We start from the raw sequence: 22,273 nt of genomic DNA on the forward strand, positions 1-22,273 counted from the left end.
GGCAGTTAATGGTGAATAAATCGGTCGCGCGCAATGGTCCGCCACTCGCCGGCTACCAGCCCGTTTTCGATGGTTACGGCCCGTTCATATAAGGCGCAGGTCGGACAGATATGATTGGGCAAGCCGTATAGCACATCGCCCACTTTATACGAATGACCCGCGCCGGCCTCAACAACCAGATGCTCCTCGCTTTGGCCAACGGGTTTTAATTCGGGTGCATTCAGGAACCTGACCCGCTGGCCCAGTTCCGACTCGGCCGCAATCGATTTATGGCCCAGATCAAGGCATAGCTTCGTGTTGTCGGGCAGGGAAACAACCCGGGTGACAACCAGCGCCGCGTGCAGAAACGGTTGCTCAGCCAACGTAGTCCCGTAGCCATAATCCCAGTAAATGAACGTACCTGGGCTACACTCCACGGCTGCCCGACGCGCATGGATCGGAAACGTGGGGCTACCACCCGCCACAATAACGGGTTTGGGAAAACCCGCTGCGGTCAGCGTGTCGGCCAGTTGCTGCACGGGGGCAAAGGCGGCCTCGCAGGCAAGGGTACGCTCGGCCAGATCAGGATGGCGTATGTGCCCGTCATAGGCATGTAGCCCCACCGGTTTTATGCCCGGCAACTTACTCAGCGCTTCGTACAGACTTAGAACCGCGTTGTCGGGGAACGTACCTGTGCGGTTCATGCCCACGTTGAGGTCGACGTAAACCGGTACCACCAGCCCGGCCCCAACGGCCAGGTCGGCGAGTTGCTGGGCCGTAGTCAGGTTATCGACAAGGCAGGCAAACTGCGTCTCCGGGTAGGCCTCTATTAATTCGAGCAACCGCCGCTGTTTGGCCCCGACGGGCTGATAGGCAAGCAGTACATCACGCGCACCCACCATCGCCAGCATCTCGGCTTCGGCAATGGTGGCGCACTTGAACTTGTGGATACCTGCCGTCAGCATTAGCTGGGTGGCTTCGCGCGTCTTATGCGTTTTCACGTGCGGCCGCAACCGGCTCACGTCATCAATGGCGGCAACCAACCGATCGACGTTCTGACGAACCCGATCGGGGAAGACCACCAACGCCGGACTATCGAGCCTGGCCACGTCGCCGATCTGGTACCAGGGTGTTTGCGCGGTCATCAGGCTAGCTCGAACAGGGCTTCGATCTCGACCGGAATATTATCGGGTAAGGAGCCAAAGCCAACCGCCGACCGAACACCGATGCCATTATCTGGCCCCCACACGCCGGCAAACAGTTCGCTGCATCCGTTGATGATGTACGGGTGCCGCTCGAAATCGGCCGTACAGTTCACCATACCCAACACCTTGATCACCCGTTTTACCCGGTTGAGGCTACCCAGGTTTTCTTTGATCGTGGCCAGGATCGTCAGACCCACCTGACGGGCGGCCAGTTTGCCCTGTTCCATATCCATGTCGGCCCCGATCCGGCCAATGAGCAGGCTTTTGTCGTCCTGAACCGGGCCATGCCCAGACACATAGAGGTAGTTGCCATCGATCAGGCATGGTTTATAGACGCCCAGTGGTTTAGGGGCGGGCGGAAGAGAAAGGCCAGTTTGAGCGAAGGCATCGTCGGCCGTTAGAACAGCAGTTTGCACGTGGTACTTAACGTTAAATGAAACGGGTGAAAAGTAAAACATCGATCAGGCCAACAACAGATACAATTGATTCCATCATTGACCACAACCAAAAGGTATGGTTTATAGGTAGCATACTGTAATTGTTGCCCAACCAGACAACAGGACTATCGCCATAACGTTGGCCCTGCCTTCCTAAGCACGCATGGTCTGTTTCATACGTTTACCCCGCCGTAAGCCCAGCGTGCAGGTACGTATCAATCGATCCGAAATTCGTCGAGTAACAGCCATGCATTACCGCCGGCGCCATATTCCCCCGCCGGAATCACGCCTTTATTCACGGCCTGAATGCGGACATAGCGCGCCCTGATGGGGTCAAATCGAGCATCGACCGGGTTGATGCCGTTAACCGGAAACTGGGTTTGCTCATACACATTGCGGTACGTTTTTCCGTCTTCCGATACGGCAAAGCGGAGTACGGTTGGCGCCCACATACGCTGCCAGTGGTAATTGAGTAACTGCGTGCCAATGGATGAAACAGACTGGATTGTCTGCAAATCGATGATCACGTCGGCATCGCTGCCCTGAAAGCCAATCCACTCGCCGGTGTTATAGCGGCTGGTACCGGCTACCCCATTAACGGCCACCAGCGAACTCGCGGGTCGGTAGGCTCCTTTAGGGACTGTGTTAAACGTAACCGGCTTGCCAGTGGCTTTGCTGATGGTAAATGCCCGTTGAAAGACGCGGCCCTGCTGCTGATTCCCGGCAAAAACACCGGCCTTCACTGTGCTGCTTTGGGTAATGACCAGCGGCTCGTTATAAATGGGGCTCTGGGCTGTTGGCGGCTGTCCATTCGTCGTAAACCGAATCACCGCACCCGGCAACGTAGTCGATAAGGTCAGGTTCACCCGCCCGTCGGGGTCAACGCTTACCGTATCGGTGAGCTCATCGAAGCGGTTGGCGTAGTGCACATTCAGGCGCTTCAGGATCGGTTCGTGCAGGCGTAGCCGACGCAGGAAATCCGGGTAATTGCGTTTTGAGGCCGGGGTCCAGGCCATTTCGGCCACGGCCAGTACCCTGGGGAAAATCATGTATTCGGCCTTTTCCGGGCTGTCCATATACTCGCTCCAGGCATTGCCCTGCACCCCAATCAGGTACGTTGCTTCGTCGGCCGTTAGGTCGGCGGGTAGGGGCTCGTAGCGGTAGGTCTTGCTCAGTGGCGTGTAGCCCGCCGCCGTGAGTGGCTCCTCGGGATAAAGCGACTGGTAGTAATCGAAATACACGTAGGCCTCGGGGGTCATAATGGCTTTGTGTTTCTGGCGCATGGCTTCAATACCGCCCTTTATACCTTGCCAGCTCATGACCGCCGCTCCCGGCGTCATGTGTAACGAGGGTTTATCGCCCCCTTCCAGAATCTCATCCCAACCAATAATCTGACGGTCCTTTCCGGTCAGGTACCGGTCAATACGGCGAATAAAATACCGTTGCAGTTCGTGTTCGTCGGCCAGGTGCTCGGCGTTGATGCGCGCCTGACAACGGGCACAGGTTTTCCAGCGTGTCTTGGGGCATTCGTCACCGCCAATATGAATGTAGGTTGAGGGGAACAGCGCGATCACCTCATCGAGCACCTGTTCCAGAAACGTGAAGGTCTCTTCATTACCCGCGCAGAAAACATCATCGAAAATACCCCAGAACGTAGCCGTCTGATACGGACCGCCGGGCGATCCGTCGGGTTTCAGGCAACCCAGTTGCGGATAAGCGCCCAGCGCGGCCAGCGCGTGGCCCGGCATGTCAATTTCCGGAATAACCGTCACATGCCGCTGGGTAGCGTACCGGACAATAGCGCGGATTTCGGTCTGGGTGTAGTAACCGCCGTAGCGTTTTCCGTCGAACCGATGCGGCAACTCTTTCTTGTGGCCAATCATCGTTTCAGACCGGTAGGCCGCCACGCGTTGCAACGCCGGGTACCGTTTGATCTCGATCCGCCAGCCCTGATCGTCGGTCAGGTGCCAATGAAAGGTGTTGACTTTGTACAGCGCCAGCAGGTCGATGTATTTTTTGATGAAGGCAACCGGAAACAGGTGGCGACTCACATCCAGATGCATGCCCCGGTACGGAAAACGGGGGTAATCAGTGATGGAGCAGGCCGATAACGTACCTGATGTTGACTGCGCTGCCAGTTGAACAAGCGACTGAAGACCGTAGAAAAGCCCGGCTTCATCGTGCCCCGTCAGGCTGACACCCTGCGGCCGAATGAGCAGCCGGTAGCCCTCTGCCTGCGTAACATGGTGACTATCAACACGTAGCGCAATGACCGATGCGCTTTTTTTCACACCCAGCGCTAAGCCGGTAACAGCCTTGAACTGCGCCTGAGCCAGCGCCACAGCCTGGGCAGACACCCCGGTACCCGGCGATAAACCAACCTGATCGGTCAGCCGAAAACGGCCGGGTGCCGGGGTGTAGCTTACTGGTTCGGGGATCAGCCCGCTCTGGGCGAACAGACTCCCGACACACAGTAGAATCAAGATAATCGCGGTTCCTGTACGACGCATTTTTTGCAGAGCCATCTGGTCGGCTCCATTCGTTTCGGGTTACTTATCCAGCCACATTTGGGTAAGAAAGGTATTTTCTCCCTGTTCAGGTGCGTATCAACCAAAGTACGGTATCATAAGCTGAGGTCAGTTTGTTTCACTCAACTTTTTCAGTTCACCAAAGAGCGCTTTGAAGCAGTTGGTCGCAGTATCGCCGCCAGAGGCACTGTCTGCTTTCACCCCATAATACTCATCCAGGAAGGGGCCGGCACCCGACCAGACGGTTTGCATCATGCCCTGGAAACGTTCTTTCATGACGGGCGTTACCGAGTTTCTGAACTTGAGCATGTCCTGCGTTTGGGTGACGGCAAAATTCGGCTTCCGCCAGGGGCAGGTAATAACGCTCAGCCCCTTTGTCGCAAAATAAACAGCCGTTTGGTCAGGGCGTTCGTAGTGCCAGTCGCAAATCATGACGTCCCTGGCAATCAGATCAATGGCCCGGTACGTGTTGTTGAAACTACCCTCCCACATACCAATGCCGGTTGTTTTTCCGTCGATGAGCCGATCACTCCAGATCCATAGTTTGCGGTTCTTCTGCGCCAGGTGATTCCGAATCTCATTCACTTCGCCCGCAAACAGATCGGCTTTGTCACGTCCCGAGCAGCGGGGACATTTATCGTGGCCGATGTAAAAGACTTCGTCCATACCGGCGTGGAAAGCGTCGGCTTCAAACACATCGCAGATTTCATCCATCAATGCAAAGACTACGCCATGCACCTCAGGATGAAGCGGGCAATAGCTTTTGCAATACAGGCCATCTGCGTTGGGCCAAACATACGTTGCGGGCATCTGCACCTGCGGTGTTTCGTCGAACTGGGGATACACGCTCAGCAGGTTGGAAACGTTGCTGGCCCACGACTGATGCCCCAGCAAATTGATCTGGGGAATAAGGCGGATGTGATGCTTCTGACAGGTTTTTACCAGCCGCTTCACCTCCCGCTTCGAGAGGGCCACACTATCGCGCAGCTCGGGGTGCGAATCGAACTGGTAGTTGTAATCGACCCGCAGAATCAGCGTATTTACCTGCCGGGGCGCCAGTTCTTCGTCGATGAATTTAATAAACGTATCGAGCTGTTTGGGCTGGGGTGCCGCAATACAAAACCCACGTACCGGAAACAGGCTGTCAATCCGGGCTTGGGCCATAGAAGTGCCTGTCAGCAAGAACAGCACCCCAATAACGGTGAATTGTATGAATCGGATCATAGTGGCTGAGTGTTGCGTAAAGCTACACGAAGGAGCTGTAATGTCGACTCAGCGTCTTTGTTGTGAAGGACAAAAAATCGGATAACAGGTAAGGTAACGCCCACACTACCCCTTGCCGGCATGGCTGATCTCGATGGCTTTCAAACGGGCAGTAGTTCCAACGGTTCGGCGCAGCAGGTCCTGAAAACCCCGCTGAAACGATACGTACCCGCCCGCCTGGCTATACAGCAAGCAAAATTCCGAGGCGGGGGCCAGCAGCTGTTTATGTAGGGCTATAGTTGGAACCTGCGTTGCGGTAGCTGTTACATTGGCCGGACTTACCACCTGGTCGAATTTACCTGGTTTTGACGTGACCGTTTGTACAGGGCTACAGCAGGCAGCTAGCTAGATGCAGCAGCGGACAATTTAACAGCGCAGCCACAAATGAGCGATTTCATACAGGCAGGACAGGACGGTGTAAGCCAGTAAAATAGCTTTCAAAAGGTATAAATTTAGCTGGCCGATTAAAATATAGTCTTGATTATCACAGCCTTGTCAGCTAAGTGAGTAATTTCACCAGCATCTTTATACGATTGGCAACTTGTTTTTTCAACCTGCGTGACTGGTTAAGTAACTTAACCAGTAGCAGGCTTTCAGCTATCCACCAGACACAGGAATGCTCCAGCTTATTCTCAATTGGTCGGAAGTATGGGCGCCGTTGATTCCACTGATGGCTTATCAGCAGCGGCGCAACCAGCCCGTGGTTTTCAAGTCAATTCTGGTGTATCTCTGCGGGGCGCTGGCACTCAATCTGGCCAGCGACATTATTGGTGATTTCAAACGGTATCTTCCAGGCTGGCTCCAAACAAATCTGCTGCTGTATAATATTCACTCGCTCTTTCGGTTTGTCTGCTTTGTTTATTTTTTCAACGCAATAGCACCAGTCACGTTCGTACGCTTCAGGCGCGTCTTACCTGCCATTTATCTTTTATCTGTACTGGTCAATTATTTTTTTTCAGAGAACTATTTCGATCAAACCCATATCAGCGGTAATTTATTTACCATTGAAGCTTATTTTTTATTAATCTATTGTCTGCTTTATTATTTAGCTGAACTACGCAATGATGTTGACAGCATACAGGACAGCCAGGAATTCTGGGTCGTAACAGGCCTTAGTATCTACGTGGTAATAAGCTTCTTTATTTTTCTTTTTTACGTACCCATGATTCAGGAAAATCCGATGCTGGCCGAAAACATGTGGGGCGTTCATAACCTGGCCTATATCACTCTTTGTCTGTTCATAACCAAAGCTATTTATGTTCCTGTTCAATCTGACCATTGAATATAGGGTGATCATTGGCATCTCGGCCATGGTGTTGCTGTTTGCTGGTTTTCTGATCTCGTTTATCACTTCCCAGCGCAAAAAGCTTCAATACCATAAAGAGTTGCAGTTACTGAACGACCAGCAACAGCAATCGCTGCTGGAACAGAATAGCCTGCTCGAACAGCGGGTGAGCGAGCGCACGACCGAGTTAAGTCAGCAAAAAGAAGCCCTGCAACGATCGCTTAAAGAACTGAAAGCCACACAGATGCACCTGATCCAGCGGGAGAAAATGGCATCGCTCGGTGAGCTGACGGCCGGCATTGCCCACGAAATTCAGAATCCGCTCAACTTCGTCAACAACTTCTCGGAGATCAGTACTGAGTTGCTCGATGAACTGAAAGAAGAAATCAGCGCCAACAACAACGCCGCTTCACTGGCCCTGACCGCCGAACTCGCCGAAAACCTCCAGAAAATCACCCAGCATGGCGAACGGGCCAGCAATATTGTGCGCAGTATGCTTGAACACAGCCGCACCAGCACTGGCGAACGGCAGCCCACTGACGTAAACGCACTGGCTGACGAATATTTACGGCTGGCCTACCAGGGTATAAGGGCTAAAGACAAATCATTCAATTGCACACTCGTAACCGACCTTGACCCGACTATTGGCGCGGTAAACATCGTTTCGCAGGATATGGGTCGGGTATTTCTCAATCTGTTCAACAATGCCTTTTACGCTGTTCGGGAAAAACAAAAGAAAGCGCCCGACACCTACCAACCCACCGTGCTGGTTACGACCCGTCAGGACACGGATAGTGTGCTGATTCAGGTACGTGACAACGGCATGGGCATCCCGGAAGCAGCAAAGACCAAAATATTCCAGCCTTTTTTTACGACCAAACCCGCTGGCCAGGGTACCGGGTTGGGCCTTTCGCTGAGTTACGATATTGTCACCAAGGAGCACGACGGCTATCTGACGGTCGAATCGCAGCCTGGCGAAGGGTCCGAATTCGGCGTAAAATTACCGGTTCACGTCTGATCGCGCCTGAGCAACCTGTTTCGACTAGCGGCCATACGGCGTGTTATGCTCCGTGAGGAGTCGGTAAACTCCCTTAATCAAATGCCTGGTGAGGTGGTGATGGATTTGTGGTAAACCCACTGACCAAGACATCGTACATCTCTCCTCTACTAGTGGTTTTTTTGAAGTTGATGGCGTAGCTAATTCGTCCGGTGGCATCTTTCACAGGCTTGAAATGCAGGTAGCCTTTCCGTGTAGCGAGTGCTTTTATCAGTTTCCTTAAATCCCTGCCTAGCATCACCTGGTTGCTCAGGTACGTTCTGGGGCCAATGGCAACGGCTGTTTTGCCAATTGGCTGTAAGACCAGATCAGGAGTTGGGTTGAAGACCCCTGTGTCTTTTGCTGCATTCCCCGAGCCGGCACTCCGTTTTAATAACACCCAGCCATGCATCGTTACAGCCGTGTCGCCAACAAAGTAGTTGAAAACGATGGTCTGCTTCTTCGTCGTATCGATTGCCGCGGCTACAGCCGATACGGATATGACCAGCGAATCCAGATAGATGGCAGACACAGCCGTTGACGATTCTACTACGTTGCCCTGCCCACCAGCCTGAGTTGTGTCAAGCGTATCGGATGAACCTGATTTTGGTTTACAGGCATTGAACGTGCAAACAAACAGTAACGAGCAGGCCAGTAGCGCAACAGCGAAGAAACGAGTGTTCATAGCGATTAAAGGGGTCGGTAGTGACGTAGAATGGGTTGCCACCGAAAGATAAAAATTATTTTATCGATTCGATTTAAACTCTTGATTTTCAGGACAAAAACTTTACCCTGACAACCAGTAGCCAGGTTTAGTCGCCGAAGATACGCCTTCCCCACCAACACCTATTCAAGCTGCACGACTATGTGCTGAACTGTGTTGGTCGCCTCGCCCTGATTCTGAACGGAGCCATCGGTGTAATGCATGCCGCCTGCTTTTTTACCCAGGCGGGTGGTTACACGGCTTATCCTGTTGTTGGACGTACCTGAGCGCAGTACCACCGACTCAAACGCCGGATGATAACCTGCCTTCACGGCCCCAAACGAGCTGATGACGGAGTTGGCCAGCGTATTCCCCGAACAGGCAGCGCTGAATTGCCAGCTACTTTCGACGGTCGTGGAATGCACCGTGACCGATAAGCCGTCAAACGTGCTGTTTTGGCAGTTGATGTCAACGCCCCGATGGCCCAGGTACGTTCCGCCGATAAAATGAATATCCCTGGCCCCGTACACTTGAAACGGGCGACTGGTCATGTTGACATTGCCGTCCCTGACGGTGATTCGCTCTGTTGCGTTATGGCCATCATCGGTAATGGAATAGCCCACGGCCGTTTCAAGCGTGGCAACGGCTGTGTTAGAATCGGCCAGTGCGTCCCTGACGTTGACAAACTCATAGGCAATGTCTTTGGCGTTGACAGATCGATTGCGGGCATGGTATACGTTCGTGATCAGGCCCGACAGGCTGGTTGCCATCCGGTACTTTTCGCCGCTGTTCACCGCTTTATTCTCGAAGCGATTCCGAACAATGATCAGATTGGACAACCGGACTTTATCGTACCCCTGCGACAGAATTTCCATGCCCATCCGGGGAATGTTGAGAAATGAGCAGTCGTGAATAAACAGATCGGTCGATGCGCCCCCGGATTTACTCACGGTGCTGTACTGGATGATGCCGAACGCATTGTAGTTGCCAACGCCCGTTCCGATAAAGGTGCAGCGGGCAATCTCCCAGCCGTGAAACGAGACCAGATCATTGGAAAACAGCATCGGGTACCCCCCGCCGGTCGATGTGGAACGAAACGTCAGGTTCTCGAGCTTCACGCGGTTCATAGGCTGACTGCCCTGAAACAGCAAGGCCGTGCTCCCCGATGTCAGGATCGTTGCCCCTTTAGGAGCCGTTACCAGTACGTTGTTCCAGGCGCCGGTACGTTGTAAGCCACTGGCTCCAACGTTGTACATCCCCGATAGCACCGCCCGTTTATTGGTTTGCGGCGATGTCAGGAACTGCCTCAACTCAGCTACATCCCGGATGGGTACGTTGGTCATCACAGTCACGTTCACCCGGTTTCGGCTACTATCGGCAGGTACGGCTGTTGGGTGAAGGGCAGCACAGCCAGTGGAGAACGTACCCAGTACAAAGGTTGTAGCTATGCGTATTGCCTGTTGAATCGTCTTCATAACGTTGCGCCGTGCAGCTTTGCAAGGTAACGCCGGAGCTGCACGGCATAAGCGGTAAAGCGGCAAAATCATTACAGTACGGCCCGTTTTTGCCTAAACTAGTGTGAGCGATGAAAAAATTGCTTTCGCCTGGCTCCAGCCACGCCCTAGTAACCAGCACCGAAGCGGGTAAAGAAGGAGACCAGATTCGGGTATCTTTGTCTGTCGATGCTTCCGTAAACCAGTTCATGCAGGTACGTATGTTCATTCGCCCAGTTAGTCGGGCAAGCCTTGGCTTAGCCGTGCTGCTGTGGCTTGCAGCTTGTCAGCAAAACAAGTCAGACAACTCGAAAGCAAGTGCTCCAGCGGTTTCTTCCGGCTCAACAAAGGCCGACACCGCCAGTACGAGTTGTCACGCCAGCCGACCCGCGCGCGTTGCGTCGGGAACGTCGGCACAGACGGTCGTAGCCGGTCAGTCTGCCGGGTACAAGGGCATGGTCGCTATTCCCGCAGGTACGTTCCAGATGGGTGCTGATAATGAGCAGGCGCGGCCCGACGAGTTCCCGAAACACAGCGTTTGCCTCGATGGCTTCTGGATGGATGCCGCTGAGGTGACCAACGCGGAATTTGCCCGGTTTGTGAAAGCGACAGGGTATGTGACCACCGCCGAACGAAAACCCGATTGGGAGGAGATGCGTAAGCAACTACCGCCCGACACGCCCAAACCCGCCGATAACCTGCTGGTGGCCAGCTCGCTCGTGTTCACAATGCCCGACCACACCGTTTCGCTCAGCGACTACAGCCAATGGTGGAAATGGGTAGCCGGGGCCGACTGGCGGCATCCAGAAGGGCCGGGCAGCTCTATTGTCGGCAAAGACAACTACCCCGTTGTGCAGGTATCCTGGGATGATGCGCAGGCCTATGCCAAATGGGCGGGCAAACGACTACCAACCGAGGCCGAATGGGAATGGGCCGCACGCGGTGGCCTGAAACAGGCCATCTATCCCTGGGGAAACGAGCCCGTTGATGCTGGAAAACCTAAAGCCAACAGCTGGCAGGGCAGCTTCCCGCATAAGAATACAAAGCGCGACGGCTTCAATTGGACGGCCCCCGTTAAGTCGTTCGCCCCCAACGGCTATGGCCTCTACGATATGGCCGGAAACGTGTGGGAATGGTGCAGCGATTTCTACCGCCCCGATTATTACGAGACCCAGGCCAGGGCTGGCGTTGTTAAGAATCCAACCGGCCCCCTGCAAAGCTTCGACCCCGACGAACCGACCGTACCCAAGCGGGTGCAACGCGGCGGTTCATTCCTCTGCAACGATTCGTATTGCAGCAGTTACCGCTCAGCCGCCCGCATGAAATCCAGCCCCGATACCGGCCTCTCCCACACCGGCTTTCGTTGCGTCATGGACTAGTTCTTAGTTTGATTAATGAGCCTACCACGCGAAGCCATGCAGATACAACGCCTCACAAAAATTAATGCCCCTGCTTAAACGAGATCACGTTCAGCAGGGGCATTACCAATTCGCACTCGCTGATCGCTACCGCGCAGGAATTTGAGCGGTTGGGGCTACAGGTTCTTTCGCAGGTATTTTCTGGTCGCGCATGGCGGCGTTATAAACGAAGCCAGCCACCACCGTAGCCGCCTGTTTCAGGTCGTCGGGTTGCAGGTGATCGTAGGTATCCATGTTGGTGTGGTGGGTACGTGTGTTGTACTCGATCCGGTCCTGAATGAACTGGAAACCCGGAATACCCACCCGGTCGAACGACTGGTGGTCGGTGCCACCCGTGTTTTGAGCCGTTATGGTCGTTGCGCCCAGATCATTGAACGGTTTCAGCCACTGCGTGAAAATCGGACCGGCAGCCACGTTGCCCTGCAAGTAGATACCCCGAATCTTACCCGTTCCGTTGTCGACGTTGAAGTAAGCCGAAATATTCTCACCGTCTTTCGTCAGTTTGCTGGTCTTGGCATCGACCAGGTGATTGGTCACGTAGTTTCGTGATCCGAACAGCCCCTGCTCTTCGCCGCTCCACAGGGCAATGCGAATGGTGCGGCGGGGTTTGGCACCAATCGCTTTCAGGATCCGAACAGCTTCCATCATCACCGAGCTTCCTGCGGCGTTATCGGTAGCACCCGTGGCGGCATGCCACGAATCGAGGTGAGCGCCCAGCATCACCACTTCATCTTTCAATTTTGGATCAGTACCCGGAATTTCGGCCAGTACATTGTACCCTTTGATGTCGTCGGCGAAGAACTTGGTCTTCACGTCTACCTCCAGTTTCACCGGTACGTTGGCTTTCATCAACCGGCACAGCATCATGTAATCTTCCGCCGAGATCGACAGATCGGCCAGGTCGTCGGGCACGGCACCCAGGGCCGCGTTGGCATAGTCGCCACTCACGAAAAGTGTACCGTCTTTGCTGGTTTGGGTACTGTTCAAAATACCAACGGCCCCTTCCGTTTTGGCCATTTTCCGCATCTTCTGGTTGAAAACGTTACGGGTACGCATGGTCTGCATCATCCGGCGCATGGTCGAATCGCCACCGGCTCCGCGTTGCCCTCCGCCACCCCGTGGGGCTTCGGCGCTCGCCATTTTTTGCAATTCCTCATCGGTAAACCGGTCGGCATCGGCTTTAAACGAAGGCGATACCTTGTACGACTGGTCCATCAGGATAATCTTGTTCTTCAGCTTACCCCGGTAATTTTCCAGGGCCATCGTATCGGTGTCGGTAATGAACAGGATGTCAGCCGTTTGGAGTTTGTTTGTGCTACCACTCCAGGCACGCGGAACGGCAATCATCGACTTATAATAAGGTGCCGTCATGGCAAAGTAGCAACGCTCTACGTTCCAGCCCTTGCCCCAGTCACCCCACGATTCGAGCCGGGCATTCTGCAAACCATAGCCCGCCAGTTTCCCTTTGGCATAATTGGCGGCATTGACGTAGCCCGGTCCCTGAATGCGGGGGCCGTTCACGTCGGTCAGGTAGAAAGCGGTTTCCATCACCTGCGACTTTTGCAGCCCTTCCTGACGGATTTTATCCATTGTCGCCATGTCGACTTTTTCGTCCTGGCCATAAGCGAGTAACGAACCGCCAACGAGCAGTCCGGTGAGAAGTAGTTTGTTTGTCATGAACTATGATAAAGTTGGGGAAGTAGCCCGAAGATAATCAATTCGCCGTACTGGCTAACCCTTCACCTATACCTTAGCGATTTAGGGCTATAGTTTCTTTGCCAAATACCACACACGACAGAATATAGTTTTGTCTGGATCGATCGGTGAACCGGTCATCGAACTTATTCCGTGATCCATTAACAAATTGTGATGCCGGTGTAGAAACAGGTTGCCACGCCTACTTTTACCGCTGATACAACCTACGTTTATGAAGCTTCGCATTACCCTCTGCCTGCTGGGCTGTGCCCTGTTCACAGGCTGCCGAACACAGCAGCCGACAACTACCCAACCACCCATCACCACCATTGCTTTCGGCTCGTGCAGCGATCAGAAACGCCCGCAACCGCTCTGGGACGATATTATTGCCCAGAAACCCGACGTGTGGGTGTGGCTTGGCGATACTATTTATGGTGACTCGGAGAGCATGGATACATTGCGGGCCAACTATGATCGCCAGAAATCGAATCCGGTTTATCAGCAGCTTCGCCAGTCGACGCAGATCATCGGCGTCTGGGACGATCACGACTATGGCGTGAATGATGGTGGCAAGGAATACCCGAAACGCAAGGAAAGCCAGCAGGTCATGCTCGATTTTCTGGACGTACCGACTAACAGTGCCCTGCGTAAACAAAAAGGGACCTATTCGGCGCATACCTACGGCCCCAAAGGCCAACGTGTAAAGGTGATTCTGCTCGATGCCCGCTATTTCCGGGACCCGCTGAAGAAGGACGGGAAAAACAACGTACCTGATCCCTCGGGCGATATGCTGGGTGAAGCACAGTGGCGTTGGCTGGAAAAAGAACTGACCAACTCCGACGCTGATGTACACGTGATTGGCTCGGGTGTTCAGGTGCTGCCCGAAGAGCACGTCTACGAGAAATGGGCCAATTTCCCCACCGCCCGCCAGCGGCTTCTGGATTTGCTGGCCAAAACGAAGCCCAAAGGCGCCCTCTTTATCAGCGGCGACCGGCACATGGCCGAAGTATCGAAAGTAACCATTCCCGGCCTCAGCTATGCTGTTTTCGATATCACCAGTAGCGGCCTGACGCACGTGTCGCAACCGCACGCAGAAGCCAACAAATACCGCGTTGGTGAGATGGTGACCAAGCTAAACTACGGCCTGATCACCATCGACTGGACCAAAAAGCCGCGCATGGCCACGGTAAAGATCAACGGCGACGACCAGGCAACGTACCTGACGCAGGAAGTGAAATTTTAGCGTAATTGCTCTGCACTGTAGCCCTTCGATCTGGCCGGTTCGTCATCGCGACAGGCGCAGGGCAGCACGAAGCAACCAGGCTAAAACTACGCCTGTTCCAATGCGGCAATATCGAGCTTGGTCATGTTCATCATGGCGGCCATGGCTCGTTTGGCTTTGGCCGGATCTTTATGCCCGAGCAAGCTGCCTAGCGTGGAGGGCACCACCTGCCACGACACCCCGAATTTGTCTTTCAGCCAGCCACACTGCCCTTTTTCGCCCCCTTCGGAGAGCTTTTCCCAAAAGTGGTCGATTTCTTCCTGCGTTTCGCAGGTAATAAATAGCGAAATGCCAGTGGTGAAACTGAAACTCGGACCACCATTCAACGCGTAAAAAGGCTGGCCGTCGAGCTGGAAAACAACAGACATGGCACTGCCCGGTTCGCCGGGTCCAGCGTCTCCGTATCGGCTTACGTGGTTAATCGATGAATTCTTGAAGACAGCCGTGTACAGTGTCGCTGCGGCCTCGGCCTGGTTGTTGAACGTCAGGAACGTCGTGATCTTTTGCATGTTGTTTACCTGTTTGTAGTGAGCAAATGTAACGCGGATGCTGCCAATCGGAACAGGGTAGAAACGACAAAGAGAGGGGGTGATTGGGCCAATCCATGTTAAGCTTCTGCCAGCACCAGAAACGCCCCGGAACAACTACGTTCCGGGGCGTTTCTGGTTGGTATATGTATTGCTTTGGCTGGAGGCCCCGCAGCATACTGCAAAAAGCAACACCCAAAAACTGCTTACTTGCCACTCATCACCTTGCCTGACTTAGCGTCGTCGAGTTGTTTCACCAATTCTTTTACCGCCGTGTTCAGCTGTAGGTTCTGATCGGTATAGCTCTCGCCAATGGGCCGCGACACAGGTACGTCGACAGGGCGGGGAGCCAACTCCATGTCTTTGCCCGTATTGTCGGTGATCTTCGAGAACGGCAACCGGATCGACGAGCCATCGATGAGTTGCGCCGCCGATGTGAAGATGATCCAGCCGGCGGTTGGCTCGCCTACCACTTTGCCCAGTTTCAGGGTCCGATAGCCTTCCGTGAAATCTTCGGCATCGGACAACGAATGCTGGTTCGTGACCAGAATCGTTGGCGTTTCGAGCGCGCGCTGCCCCAGTTGCGAGCGGGCCGGTGCGGCAGGTAATCCGCGTGAGGTCATGGTCAGGTAGCCTTTCCGGGCAAACACATCAATGGCGTAGGGATTCACGAAACCACCGTTGTTATTGCGCACGTCCACGACCACACCCTCCCGAGCGTGATTGTCGGCGTCCAGATCAATGTATAACTGGTTCAGCGATTCAGCCGACATATCGAACATATGCACGTACCCAAGTCGACCGTTACTGGCTTTATCGACGAAATCGCGTTGCTGCTGTACCCATTGTTTGTAGAGTAGTCCTTTCTCGGTAGCCAGATTCACAGGCAGTACGCTCACGTCTTTAGGCGTAGCGGTGGGCGATGCAGCTACGGCCAGCGTTGTCCGGCGGTTAATTTTATTGCTCAGGAGTTGGTCCAGGTTCGTGCTGGCATCAATGGTCGTGCCATCGACAGCCAGTATATAATCGCCGGGTTTGATGGTGGCGGCCAGGAACGCGGGGCCTAGATTGACTACTTCCGTCACCAGCAGTTTACCCGTATTTTCGTAAGTGATCCGGTCGAAACGCAGGCCCAGTCGCCCGGTCGTAATATCGGCAGCCCCTTGCGGACCCGATACGCCTGAGTGCGACGCGTTCAGTTCACCGACCATCAGGCTCAGCAGGCGGCGCAGTTCATCGGGCGTTCTGGCGCCGGCAGCGTAGGGTTCATAAGTGGCTTTCACCTCATTCCAGTCGGCCCCGTGAAACGCAGGATCGTAGAAACCTTTATTCTGCACATCCCAGGCCTGCTGAAACACCTGTAGTTTTTCGGTTGCAAAATCAACGTCCAGTTCGGCCGTAACGGCCAGGGGTTTAGGCTCCCGCGATGTCAGCGATATCGTCTGAATACGGCCCTGTTCCAGGTAGTACACATCTTTGCCATCGGCGGTAAACTGGGCATTGCTCTTCTGCCCTGGCGTGGTGGTCAACTGGCGGGCCACTGGCCGCTCGCTGCTGGTTTCATCGAGCGAGTAGGTGTACAGATTTTGCCGACCAGCCACACTGGCAAGCAGCAAAAGGGTTTTCCCATCCTTACTGATCGACTGCTGATCGACTTCGATGCCGACCGGCAACAGGCTTAAACGCTGGCGGATACCATCGAACACAACGGTGGTTGTTTCTTTCCCTGCGCCCTTCGATTTTGCGGTTGTATCGAGCGGGGCACGGCCTTGCGGGGCAGCTGAGGTACTGGTTGGCGTAGTGGTTCGCACGTTTCGGGGTACCTCTTCATTGAACAGATCACGGAACTGATCTTCGCGGAATTTGGGCAGCTTCGGCACCAGATCAACGCGGGCAATCTGGGCCGTTTCGGTGCGCTGGTTCGTGCCAAACAGAATGTATTTCCCGTCGGGGCTCCAATTCACGTTACCGCCAAAGGTGTTGGCTAGAAAACTGACGGGCCTGGCTTCACCACCCGCCACAGGCACCACCCACACATTGCGGAATGTCTTGGTTCCGTAGGCAACGAAGGCCAGCCATTTGCCATCGGGCGAGAAGGTTAACGTACCTGAACCAGCGAAGGGTGCCCGACCCAGATAGCCTTTGTACAGGACCCGGTCTTTTTTGGTGCCCATGTCCATGATGCGTAATTCCTGCCCGTTGCGCATAAACGCCACCGACTGCCCATCGGGCGATACCACGGGTGAACTATCATCAAGTGGCGAATCGGTCAGGCGGGTTTCGGCATTGGTCGAGAAATCGTATTGGAATAGGTTGGCCATGCCGTGGCGCGTGCTGGCATAGATCAGACTTCGGCTGTTGGGCATCCAGGCTACCTGCGACTCCACCGCCGGGCTATTACTTACCCGAACGGCGTCGCCCCCCTCTTTGGCTGAGGCCGCAAACACTTCGCCATGCGCCGTAAACGCCACCTTTTTCCCGTCGGGCGAAACGGCCAGATCACGAAACTGGTTGGTCAGCTTCTGATGGTCGACGGATGAGCCAGCCGCCGCACCGCGCAGCCGAATGGCTACCGGCGTGGCTTTCTTCGTGGCGAGGTCATAGCTCCAGATCTGGAAATCGCGCTCAAAAACGATCGTCTTACCAGTGTTGCCCATCGATGGCCAAAGTACCCGACCGTCTTTGAACGAAGTCAGCATCGTCGCCGCGCCTTTCATGGGCTTCGCCCAGAGGTTCTGGCTGCCATTCCGGTCCGACATGAAATAGATCGTCTGGCCATCAGTGCTCCAGAGCGGCCATAACTCTTTGGCACCGCCTTCAGTGAGCCGTTCATAGCTTGGTTTATCGCCCTTTTTCGTCCCGATCCTGCACGTCCATAGCTCGGTCTGATCGAGGTGGCTACTGCCTTTACGCCACCACTGCGCGGCCGAAATACCCCGCGCCGAAAAAGCCAGCGTAGACCCGTCGGGCGACGGGGTTCCAAAGAATTCACTGGCGTATCGGTCGGCCGTGACGGGCATCGGTGTGCCGCCCGAAACGGACACCCGGTAGATGTCGTTCATGCTCGAAATATCCCGGCTGGTCGACTGGAAATACACCATTTTCCCATCTTTCGCCCAGGCCGTCAGGCTCTCGGCTGCGTCGTCGTGCGTCAGTCGGCGCAGGTCGCCCGTTTCGAGCGTGAGCAGGTAAATGTCGCCGTTGCCCGAGCGGGTCGAGGCAAAGGCGAGGTATTTTCCATCGGGTGAATACAGCGGCCTTGATTCGTTATCGGCGTGAGCGACCAGCAGACGGGCCTCGCCACCAGCGGCAGGAACGGTCCAGATGTCGCCGCCCGAAACAAAGGCGATTTCGTTGCCGTCGGGCGAAAGGGTTGGTTCAGCAAAGGCGTATTTAGGGGCCGGACCACCCGATTGAGCGTACACCGTTGGGTAGCTACTGACCCAGCAGGCGAGAAGAGGGACGAAGAAACGTATACGGTTGCGCATAGGCGGTGGTATGATGAAGAAAGAGTTGTTGAACGTACCTGAGAAGCGGTATTCTAAAGATAAATGCTGGATCGACGCCGTTAACAACCAGCCCATCCGTGTTTCGTAATAGCTTGTTATTATCTAGCCTTTTCGCGGTATAATCTTACGCAGACTACTTACTACACAACTGACGGCGGGCAAAACATTTGTAAAATCTATTAGTTCTACCGGCAAAAATATACAATCAACTAAACCAACTACAACAATGCCACGAGGAGATAAATCGGCCTATACGGACAAGCAAGTTCGCCAGGCGGAACACATTGAAGAAGGCTACGAAAAGCGGGGTATTCCCGAAGAAGAAGCCGAGAGCCGAGCTTGGGCAACGGTGAATAAAATATCGGGGGGCGGCAAAAAAAGTGGCTCGGGTCGTGGTCATGCCGAGAATAAAGAGTCTTACGAAACTGGTGGTAAAAAGGGCGGTGCTGCTTCAGCATCCAGCACGGCCGCAGACCGGTCAGCCTCTGCCAAAAAAGCCGCTGAAACCCGGAAGAAAAACGCAGCGAGTAAGGCAACGAAATAGCCATATTGCTTGCTTCTGCTGGCGCGAGCATGTGCCGATTTAGGACACCATTTGGCCCCTCACCAGGCGAGCCATATGGTGTCTTTTCGTGTCTGCTTCACCCCCTGTTATCATTTCAGGTACGTTCCAGGTGCGCAGATAGAGCGGGTCAATGGAGCCAAACCCGGTTTACCTCCCCGCTTTTTTGTAGCTTAGTTGTTATAATTGGTGCTGGCTTCGCTTTCACCTGATATACTACTGTCTCTCTTAGCGATGACTCGATCATATAAGGCACGAACGCTACGGTTGGCTGGTGCTGCCACCATTCTTTCGGGAGCTCTTTTTCTGGGTGCTTATTCAGGCAATGACCTGCATCGGGCCTCGATCCCATTTCTAAACCGCTTTTTTGCGACCCTTCCCGACGACGATAAGCATGACCCCAAAAACGCGGTGGCCAGCCTGAACGTCACGTCCGGTTTGCAGGCTACCCTGTTTGCCGCCGAGCCCATGCTGAAAAACCCGACCAACATCGACGTGGATGCGCGGGGCCGTGTGTGGGTGTGTGAAGCGTACAACTACCGCCCGGCTATCAACGGCAACCCGACCGATGCCGCTGGTGACCGCGTTGTTATTCTGGACGATCAGAATGGCGACGGTGTGGCCGACGTGAGTAAGGTCTTTTACCAAGGACCTGAACTGCAGTCACCGCTGGGTATCTGGGTGCAGGGCAATAAGGTCATCGTGTCGGACAGCCCCAATGTCTGGGTCTTTACCGACGAGAACGGCGACGACAAAGCCGACAAAAAAGAGATCCTGTTTACGGGCCTTAGCGGCGATCAGCACGACCACGGTATGCACGCCTTTGTGTTTGGCCCCGACGGGAAATGGTACTTCAATTTTGGCAATGAAGGCCAGCAGATCAAAGACAAAAACGGTAAAGCTATTTTCGACCGAAATACCGGCAAAGCCATCGACAAACAGAGCTACCGCCAGGGTATGGTGTTTCGCTGCAATCCCGACGGTTCGGAAATGGAAGTGCTTGGCCAGAATTTCCGTAACAACTTTGAAGTGGCGGTCGACTCCTACGGAACGCTCTGGCAATCAGACAACGACGATGATGGCAACAAGAGCGTGCGCATTAACTATGTGATGGAGTACGGCAATTACGGCTACACCGATGAACTGACCGGCGCGGGCTGGAGTGCCAACCGGACCAACCTTGAAAAGGAAATCCCCTATCGCCACTGGCATTTGAATGACCCTGGTGTTGTGCCTAATTTATTGCAAACAGGCGCCGGTTCGCCCACGGGCATTATCGTGTACGAAGGGTCGCTGCTGCCAGGTACGTTCCAGAATCAGGTCATTCACTGCGACGCGGGCCCCAACGTGGTTCGTGCCTATCCGGTCGAGAAAGACGGAGCGGGCTATAAAGCTACGATTGCCAATCTCGTTGAAGGCGTGCGCGACCAGTGGTTCCGCCCGTCTGATGTTTGCGTAGCACCCGATGGCTCGCTGATGATCGCCGACTGGTACGACCCCGGCGTGGGCGGCCACCAGGCAGGTGACCAGAACCGCGGCCGGATCTTCCGGCTGGCTCCGCCCAACTCGGCCTGGTCGGTGCCAAAAACAGACGTGTCAACGATTGACGGCGCTATCACGGCCCTGCAAAGCCCCAACATGTCGATTCGGTACATGGGGTGGACGGCGCTGCACAACCTGGGTACAAAAGCCGAAAAGTCGCTGGCGAAGTTGTACAGATCGGCAGCAAACCCTCGCATGAAAGCCCGTGCACTGTGGCTATTGAGCCAGTTGCCGAAAGGCCAGAAATACGTGGAAACGGCCCTGAAAGACGAGAACGCCGACCTGCGCATTACAGCCCTGCGTACCGCCCGCGAACAGAAAATGGACGTAATCGGGTACGTTAAGCAACTGGTCAATGACCCGAGCGCACAGGTACGTCGGGAATGCGCCATTGCGCTACGTCGCAATACGTCGCCAGAAGCGCCAGCCCTTTGGGCACAACTGGCCGCTCAGCATGATGGGAAAGACCGCTGGTACCTCGAAGCCCTGGGCATTGGTGCCGACAATCAGTGGGACACCTACTACGCTGCTTATATACAGCAGGTCAATAACGACCCGCTTGCCAATGCTGGCGGGCGTGATGTGGTGTGGCGGTCCCGCACAGCGGCTTCGGTGCCTTTACTGGCTAAACTGGCTGGCGAAAAAGACATGCCATTAGCCAACCGGCTTCGTTATTTCCGGGCGTTCGATTTTAACCCCGGTAAAGTCGAAAAATCGACGGCGCTCTTGCAACTCATTCAGGAACAGAATAGTCCCGACGTGACCAAACTGGCCCTTCGCCACCTGGACCCGACCTTCGTTACGAGCAGTGCTTCTGCGTCCAGGGCGCTCCAAAACCTGCTCGATCAAACGTACGGCACCGCCGAGTACATGGAACTGGTACAGCGCTACGGACCCGTTTCAGAAAATGCCCGTCTGCGCCAACTGGCTCTTCTTAAGCCGAACGATAATATTGGCCGTGAAGCTGCGAAGCAACTAGTAAAGCAAAACGGATCAGAGTTGGTCTGGGAAACCATCAACGGCTCGAATGCGGATGCCGCCACCAACATGGTTTCGTCGTTACGGCGCGTAGGAAGTACCGAATCACTGGATATACTTCAGCGCGTGGCGTTGGATGAGAAGCGCGCCATGCCCCTGCGCCGCGAAGCTGCCCGGGCGTTAGGCGGCAGTCAGGATGGGGAAGACCAGGTGATCGTGCTGCTCAGATCCGGCAAACTGACCGGCGACCTAAAAGCCGCTGCCTATCAGGGCGTATCAACCGCCTGGCGCAAAATGATTCGGACCGAAGCCGCTAAATACCTCGATGGCAATCAGTCAGGTACGTCAGCAACAGCCGCCAAAAAACTGCCTGGTGTCAATGAACTGCTGGCCATGAATGGCGATGCGTCGCGCGGACTGGCGGTGTATAAAACCAACTGTTCGGTTTGCCACCAAGTCAATGGCGAAGGCATGGATTTTGGGCCTAAACTGTCGGAAATCGGCTCGAAGCTGGGCAAAGACGGGCAATACCTGGCTATCATTTACCCCGACGCGGGTATCAGCTTTGGCTTTGAAGGCTACGAGGTGAAGTTCAAAGATGGCAGCACCATGACCGGCATTATCTCGAGCAAAACCGAGACCGACCTGCAAATGAAGTTTCCCGGTGGGCTGGTTCAGAACTACAAAACGGCCGACGTAGCCTCCATGAAGAAGCTGGACTCGTCCATGATGCCTTCCGGGCTTCAGGAGGCGATGAGTACCACCGAGCTGGTTGACCTGGTGGAATATCTGAGCACGCTGAAGAAAAAATAACCCGTTAAATCCTTAATT

16 protein-coding genes and 1 pseudogene are annotated in these 22,273 nt (G+C 54.6%); 7 read left to right on the forward strand and 10 right to left on the reverse strand.

Annotated features, from left to right (window positions below):
* Positions 1–5: 5 nt before the first annotated feature.
* The 5 genes and pseudogenes from ACAW75_RS11270 to ACAW75_RS11290 all read right to left on the reverse strand — a co-directional run bounded on the left by ACAW75_RS11270 (position 6) and on the right by ACAW75_RS11290 (position 5,373).
* Positions 6–1,124, reverse strand: a complete 1,119-nt coding sequence (locus ACAW75_RS11270; protein ID WP_370728815.1) for a D-TA family PLP-dependent enzyme — start codon at positions 1,122–1,124, stop codon at positions 6–8.
* A complete protein-coding gene (locus ACAW75_RS11275) occupies positions 1,124–1,600 on the reverse strand; it encodes a RidA family protein (RefSeq protein ID WP_370728816.1) in 477 nt (158 codons plus the stop codon). Before ACAW75_RS11275 ends, ACAW75_RS11270 begins: the two co-directional genes overlap by 1 nt.
* A 13-nt stretch (positions 1,601–1,613) precedes the next feature.
* Positions 1,614–1,736, reverse strand: a pseudogene (locus ACAW75_RS11280) (hypothetical protein); the annotation flags it as partial.
* A 100-nt stretch (positions 1,737–1,836) separates the two neighbouring features.
* Positions 1,837–4,104 (reverse strand): glycoside hydrolase family 20 protein, encoded by a 2,268-nt coding sequence (locus ACAW75_RS11285; RefSeq protein WP_370728817.1) that lies wholly within the window; start codon positions 4,102–4,104, stop codon positions 1,837–1,839.
* 153 nt (positions 4,105–4,257) lie between these two features.
* Complete coding sequence (locus tag ACAW75_RS11290; RefSeq protein ID WP_370728818.1) at positions 4,258–5,373, reverse strand: family 20 glycosylhydrolase; 1,116 nt, start codon at positions 5,371–5,373, stop codon at positions 4,258–4,260.
* Positions 5,374–5,493: 120 nt separating this feature from the next.
* Between ACAW75_RS11290 and ACAW75_RS11295 the strand changes: the two genes are divergently transcribed.
* The 3 genes from ACAW75_RS11295 to ACAW75_RS11305 all read left to right on the forward strand — a co-directional run bounded on the left by ACAW75_RS11295 (position 5,494) and on the right by ACAW75_RS11305 (position 7,715).
* Positions 5,494–5,643 (forward strand): hypothetical protein, encoded by a 150-nt coding sequence (locus tag ACAW75_RS11295; protein WP_370728819.1) that lies wholly within the window; start codon positions 5,494–5,496, stop codon positions 5,641–5,643.
* Positions 5,644–6,028: 385 nt separating this feature from the next.
* Positions 6,029–6,694, forward strand: coding sequence for a hypothetical protein (locus ACAW75_RS11300; protein WP_370728820.1), 666 nt, complete (start codon positions 6,029–6,031; stop codon positions 6,692–6,694).
* Entirely contained in the window at positions 6,669–7,715 is a 1,047-nt protein-coding gene (locus ACAW75_RS11305; RefSeq protein WP_370728821.1) for a sensor histidine kinase, read from the forward strand. The genes ACAW75_RS11300 and ACAW75_RS11305 overlap by 26 nt, the downstream gene beginning before the upstream one ends.
* Before the next feature lie 73 nt (positions 7,716–7,788).
* Here the strand turns inward: ACAW75_RS11305 and ACAW75_RS11310 are convergent, their stop codons facing one another.
* Entirely contained in the window at positions 7,789–8,418 is a 630-nt protein-coding gene (locus ACAW75_RS11310) for a hypothetical protein (RefSeq protein ID WP_370728823.1), read from the reverse strand.
* Positions 8,419–8,579: 161 nt separating this feature from the next.
* Entirely contained in the window at positions 8,580–9,911 is a 1,332-nt protein-coding gene (locus ACAW75_RS11315; RefSeq protein ID WP_370728824.1) for a hypothetical protein, read from the reverse strand.
* A gap of 110 nt (positions 9,912–10,021) precedes the next feature.
* On the opposite strand from ACAW75_RS11315, the gene ACAW75_RS11320 reads away from it, so the two are divergent.
* Entirely contained in the window at positions 10,022–11,308 is a 1,287-nt protein-coding gene (locus tag ACAW75_RS11320; RefSeq protein ID WP_370728825.1) for a formylglycine-generating enzyme family protein, read from the forward strand.
* Between the two features lie 126 nt (positions 11,309–11,434).
* On the opposite strand, the gene ACAW75_RS11325 is transcribed toward ACAW75_RS11320, so the two are convergent.
* A complete protein-coding gene (locus ACAW75_RS11325) occupies positions 11,435–13,024 on the reverse strand; it encodes a M28 family metallopeptidase (protein ID WP_370728826.1) in 1,590 nt (529 codons plus the stop codon).
* Positions 13,025–13,274: 250 nt separating this feature from the next.
* On the opposite strand from ACAW75_RS11325, the gene ACAW75_RS11330 reads away from it, so the two are divergent.
* Entirely contained in the window at positions 13,275–14,285 is a 1,011-nt protein-coding gene (locus ACAW75_RS11330; RefSeq protein WP_370728827.1) for an alkaline phosphatase D family protein, read from the forward strand.
* 86 nt (positions 14,286–14,371) lie between these two features.
* Here ACAW75_RS11330 and ACAW75_RS11335 read toward each other — a convergent pair whose 3' ends face one another.
* Entirely contained in the window at positions 14,372–14,833 is a 462-nt protein-coding gene (locus tag ACAW75_RS11335; protein WP_370728828.1) for a VOC family protein, read from the reverse strand.
* 224 nt (positions 14,834–15,057) lie between these two features.
* Positions 15,058–18,339, reverse strand: coding sequence for a S41 family peptidase (locus ACAW75_RS11340; protein WP_370728829.1), 3,282 nt, complete (start codon positions 18,337–18,339; stop codon positions 15,058–15,060).
* Positions 18,340–18,586: 247 nt separating this feature from the next.
* Here ACAW75_RS11340 and ACAW75_RS11345 point away from each other — a divergent pair, with 247 nt between their 5' ends.
* Together ACAW75_RS11345 and ACAW75_RS11350 are read left to right on the forward strand one after the other, a co-directional pair.
* On the forward strand, positions 18,587–18,904 hold the full coding sequence (locus ACAW75_RS11345; RefSeq protein WP_370728830.1) for a plasmid stabilization protein: 318 nt from the start codon (positions 18,587–18,589) through the stop codon (positions 18,902–18,904).
* Positions 18,905–19,156: 252 nt separating this feature from the next.
* A complete protein-coding gene (locus tag ACAW75_RS11350) occupies positions 19,157–22,255 on the forward strand; it encodes a PVC-type heme-binding CxxCH protein (protein WP_370728831.1) in 3,099 nt (1,032 codons plus the stop codon).
* Positions 22,256–22,273 lie beyond the last annotated feature (18 nt).

Origin of the sequence: Fibrella arboris (genome assembly GCF_041321095.1) — a bacterium.
In the GTDB taxonomy this organism is placed as follows: Bacteria; Bacteroidota; Bacteroidia; order Cytophagales; family Spirosomataceae; genus Fibrella; species Fibrella arboris.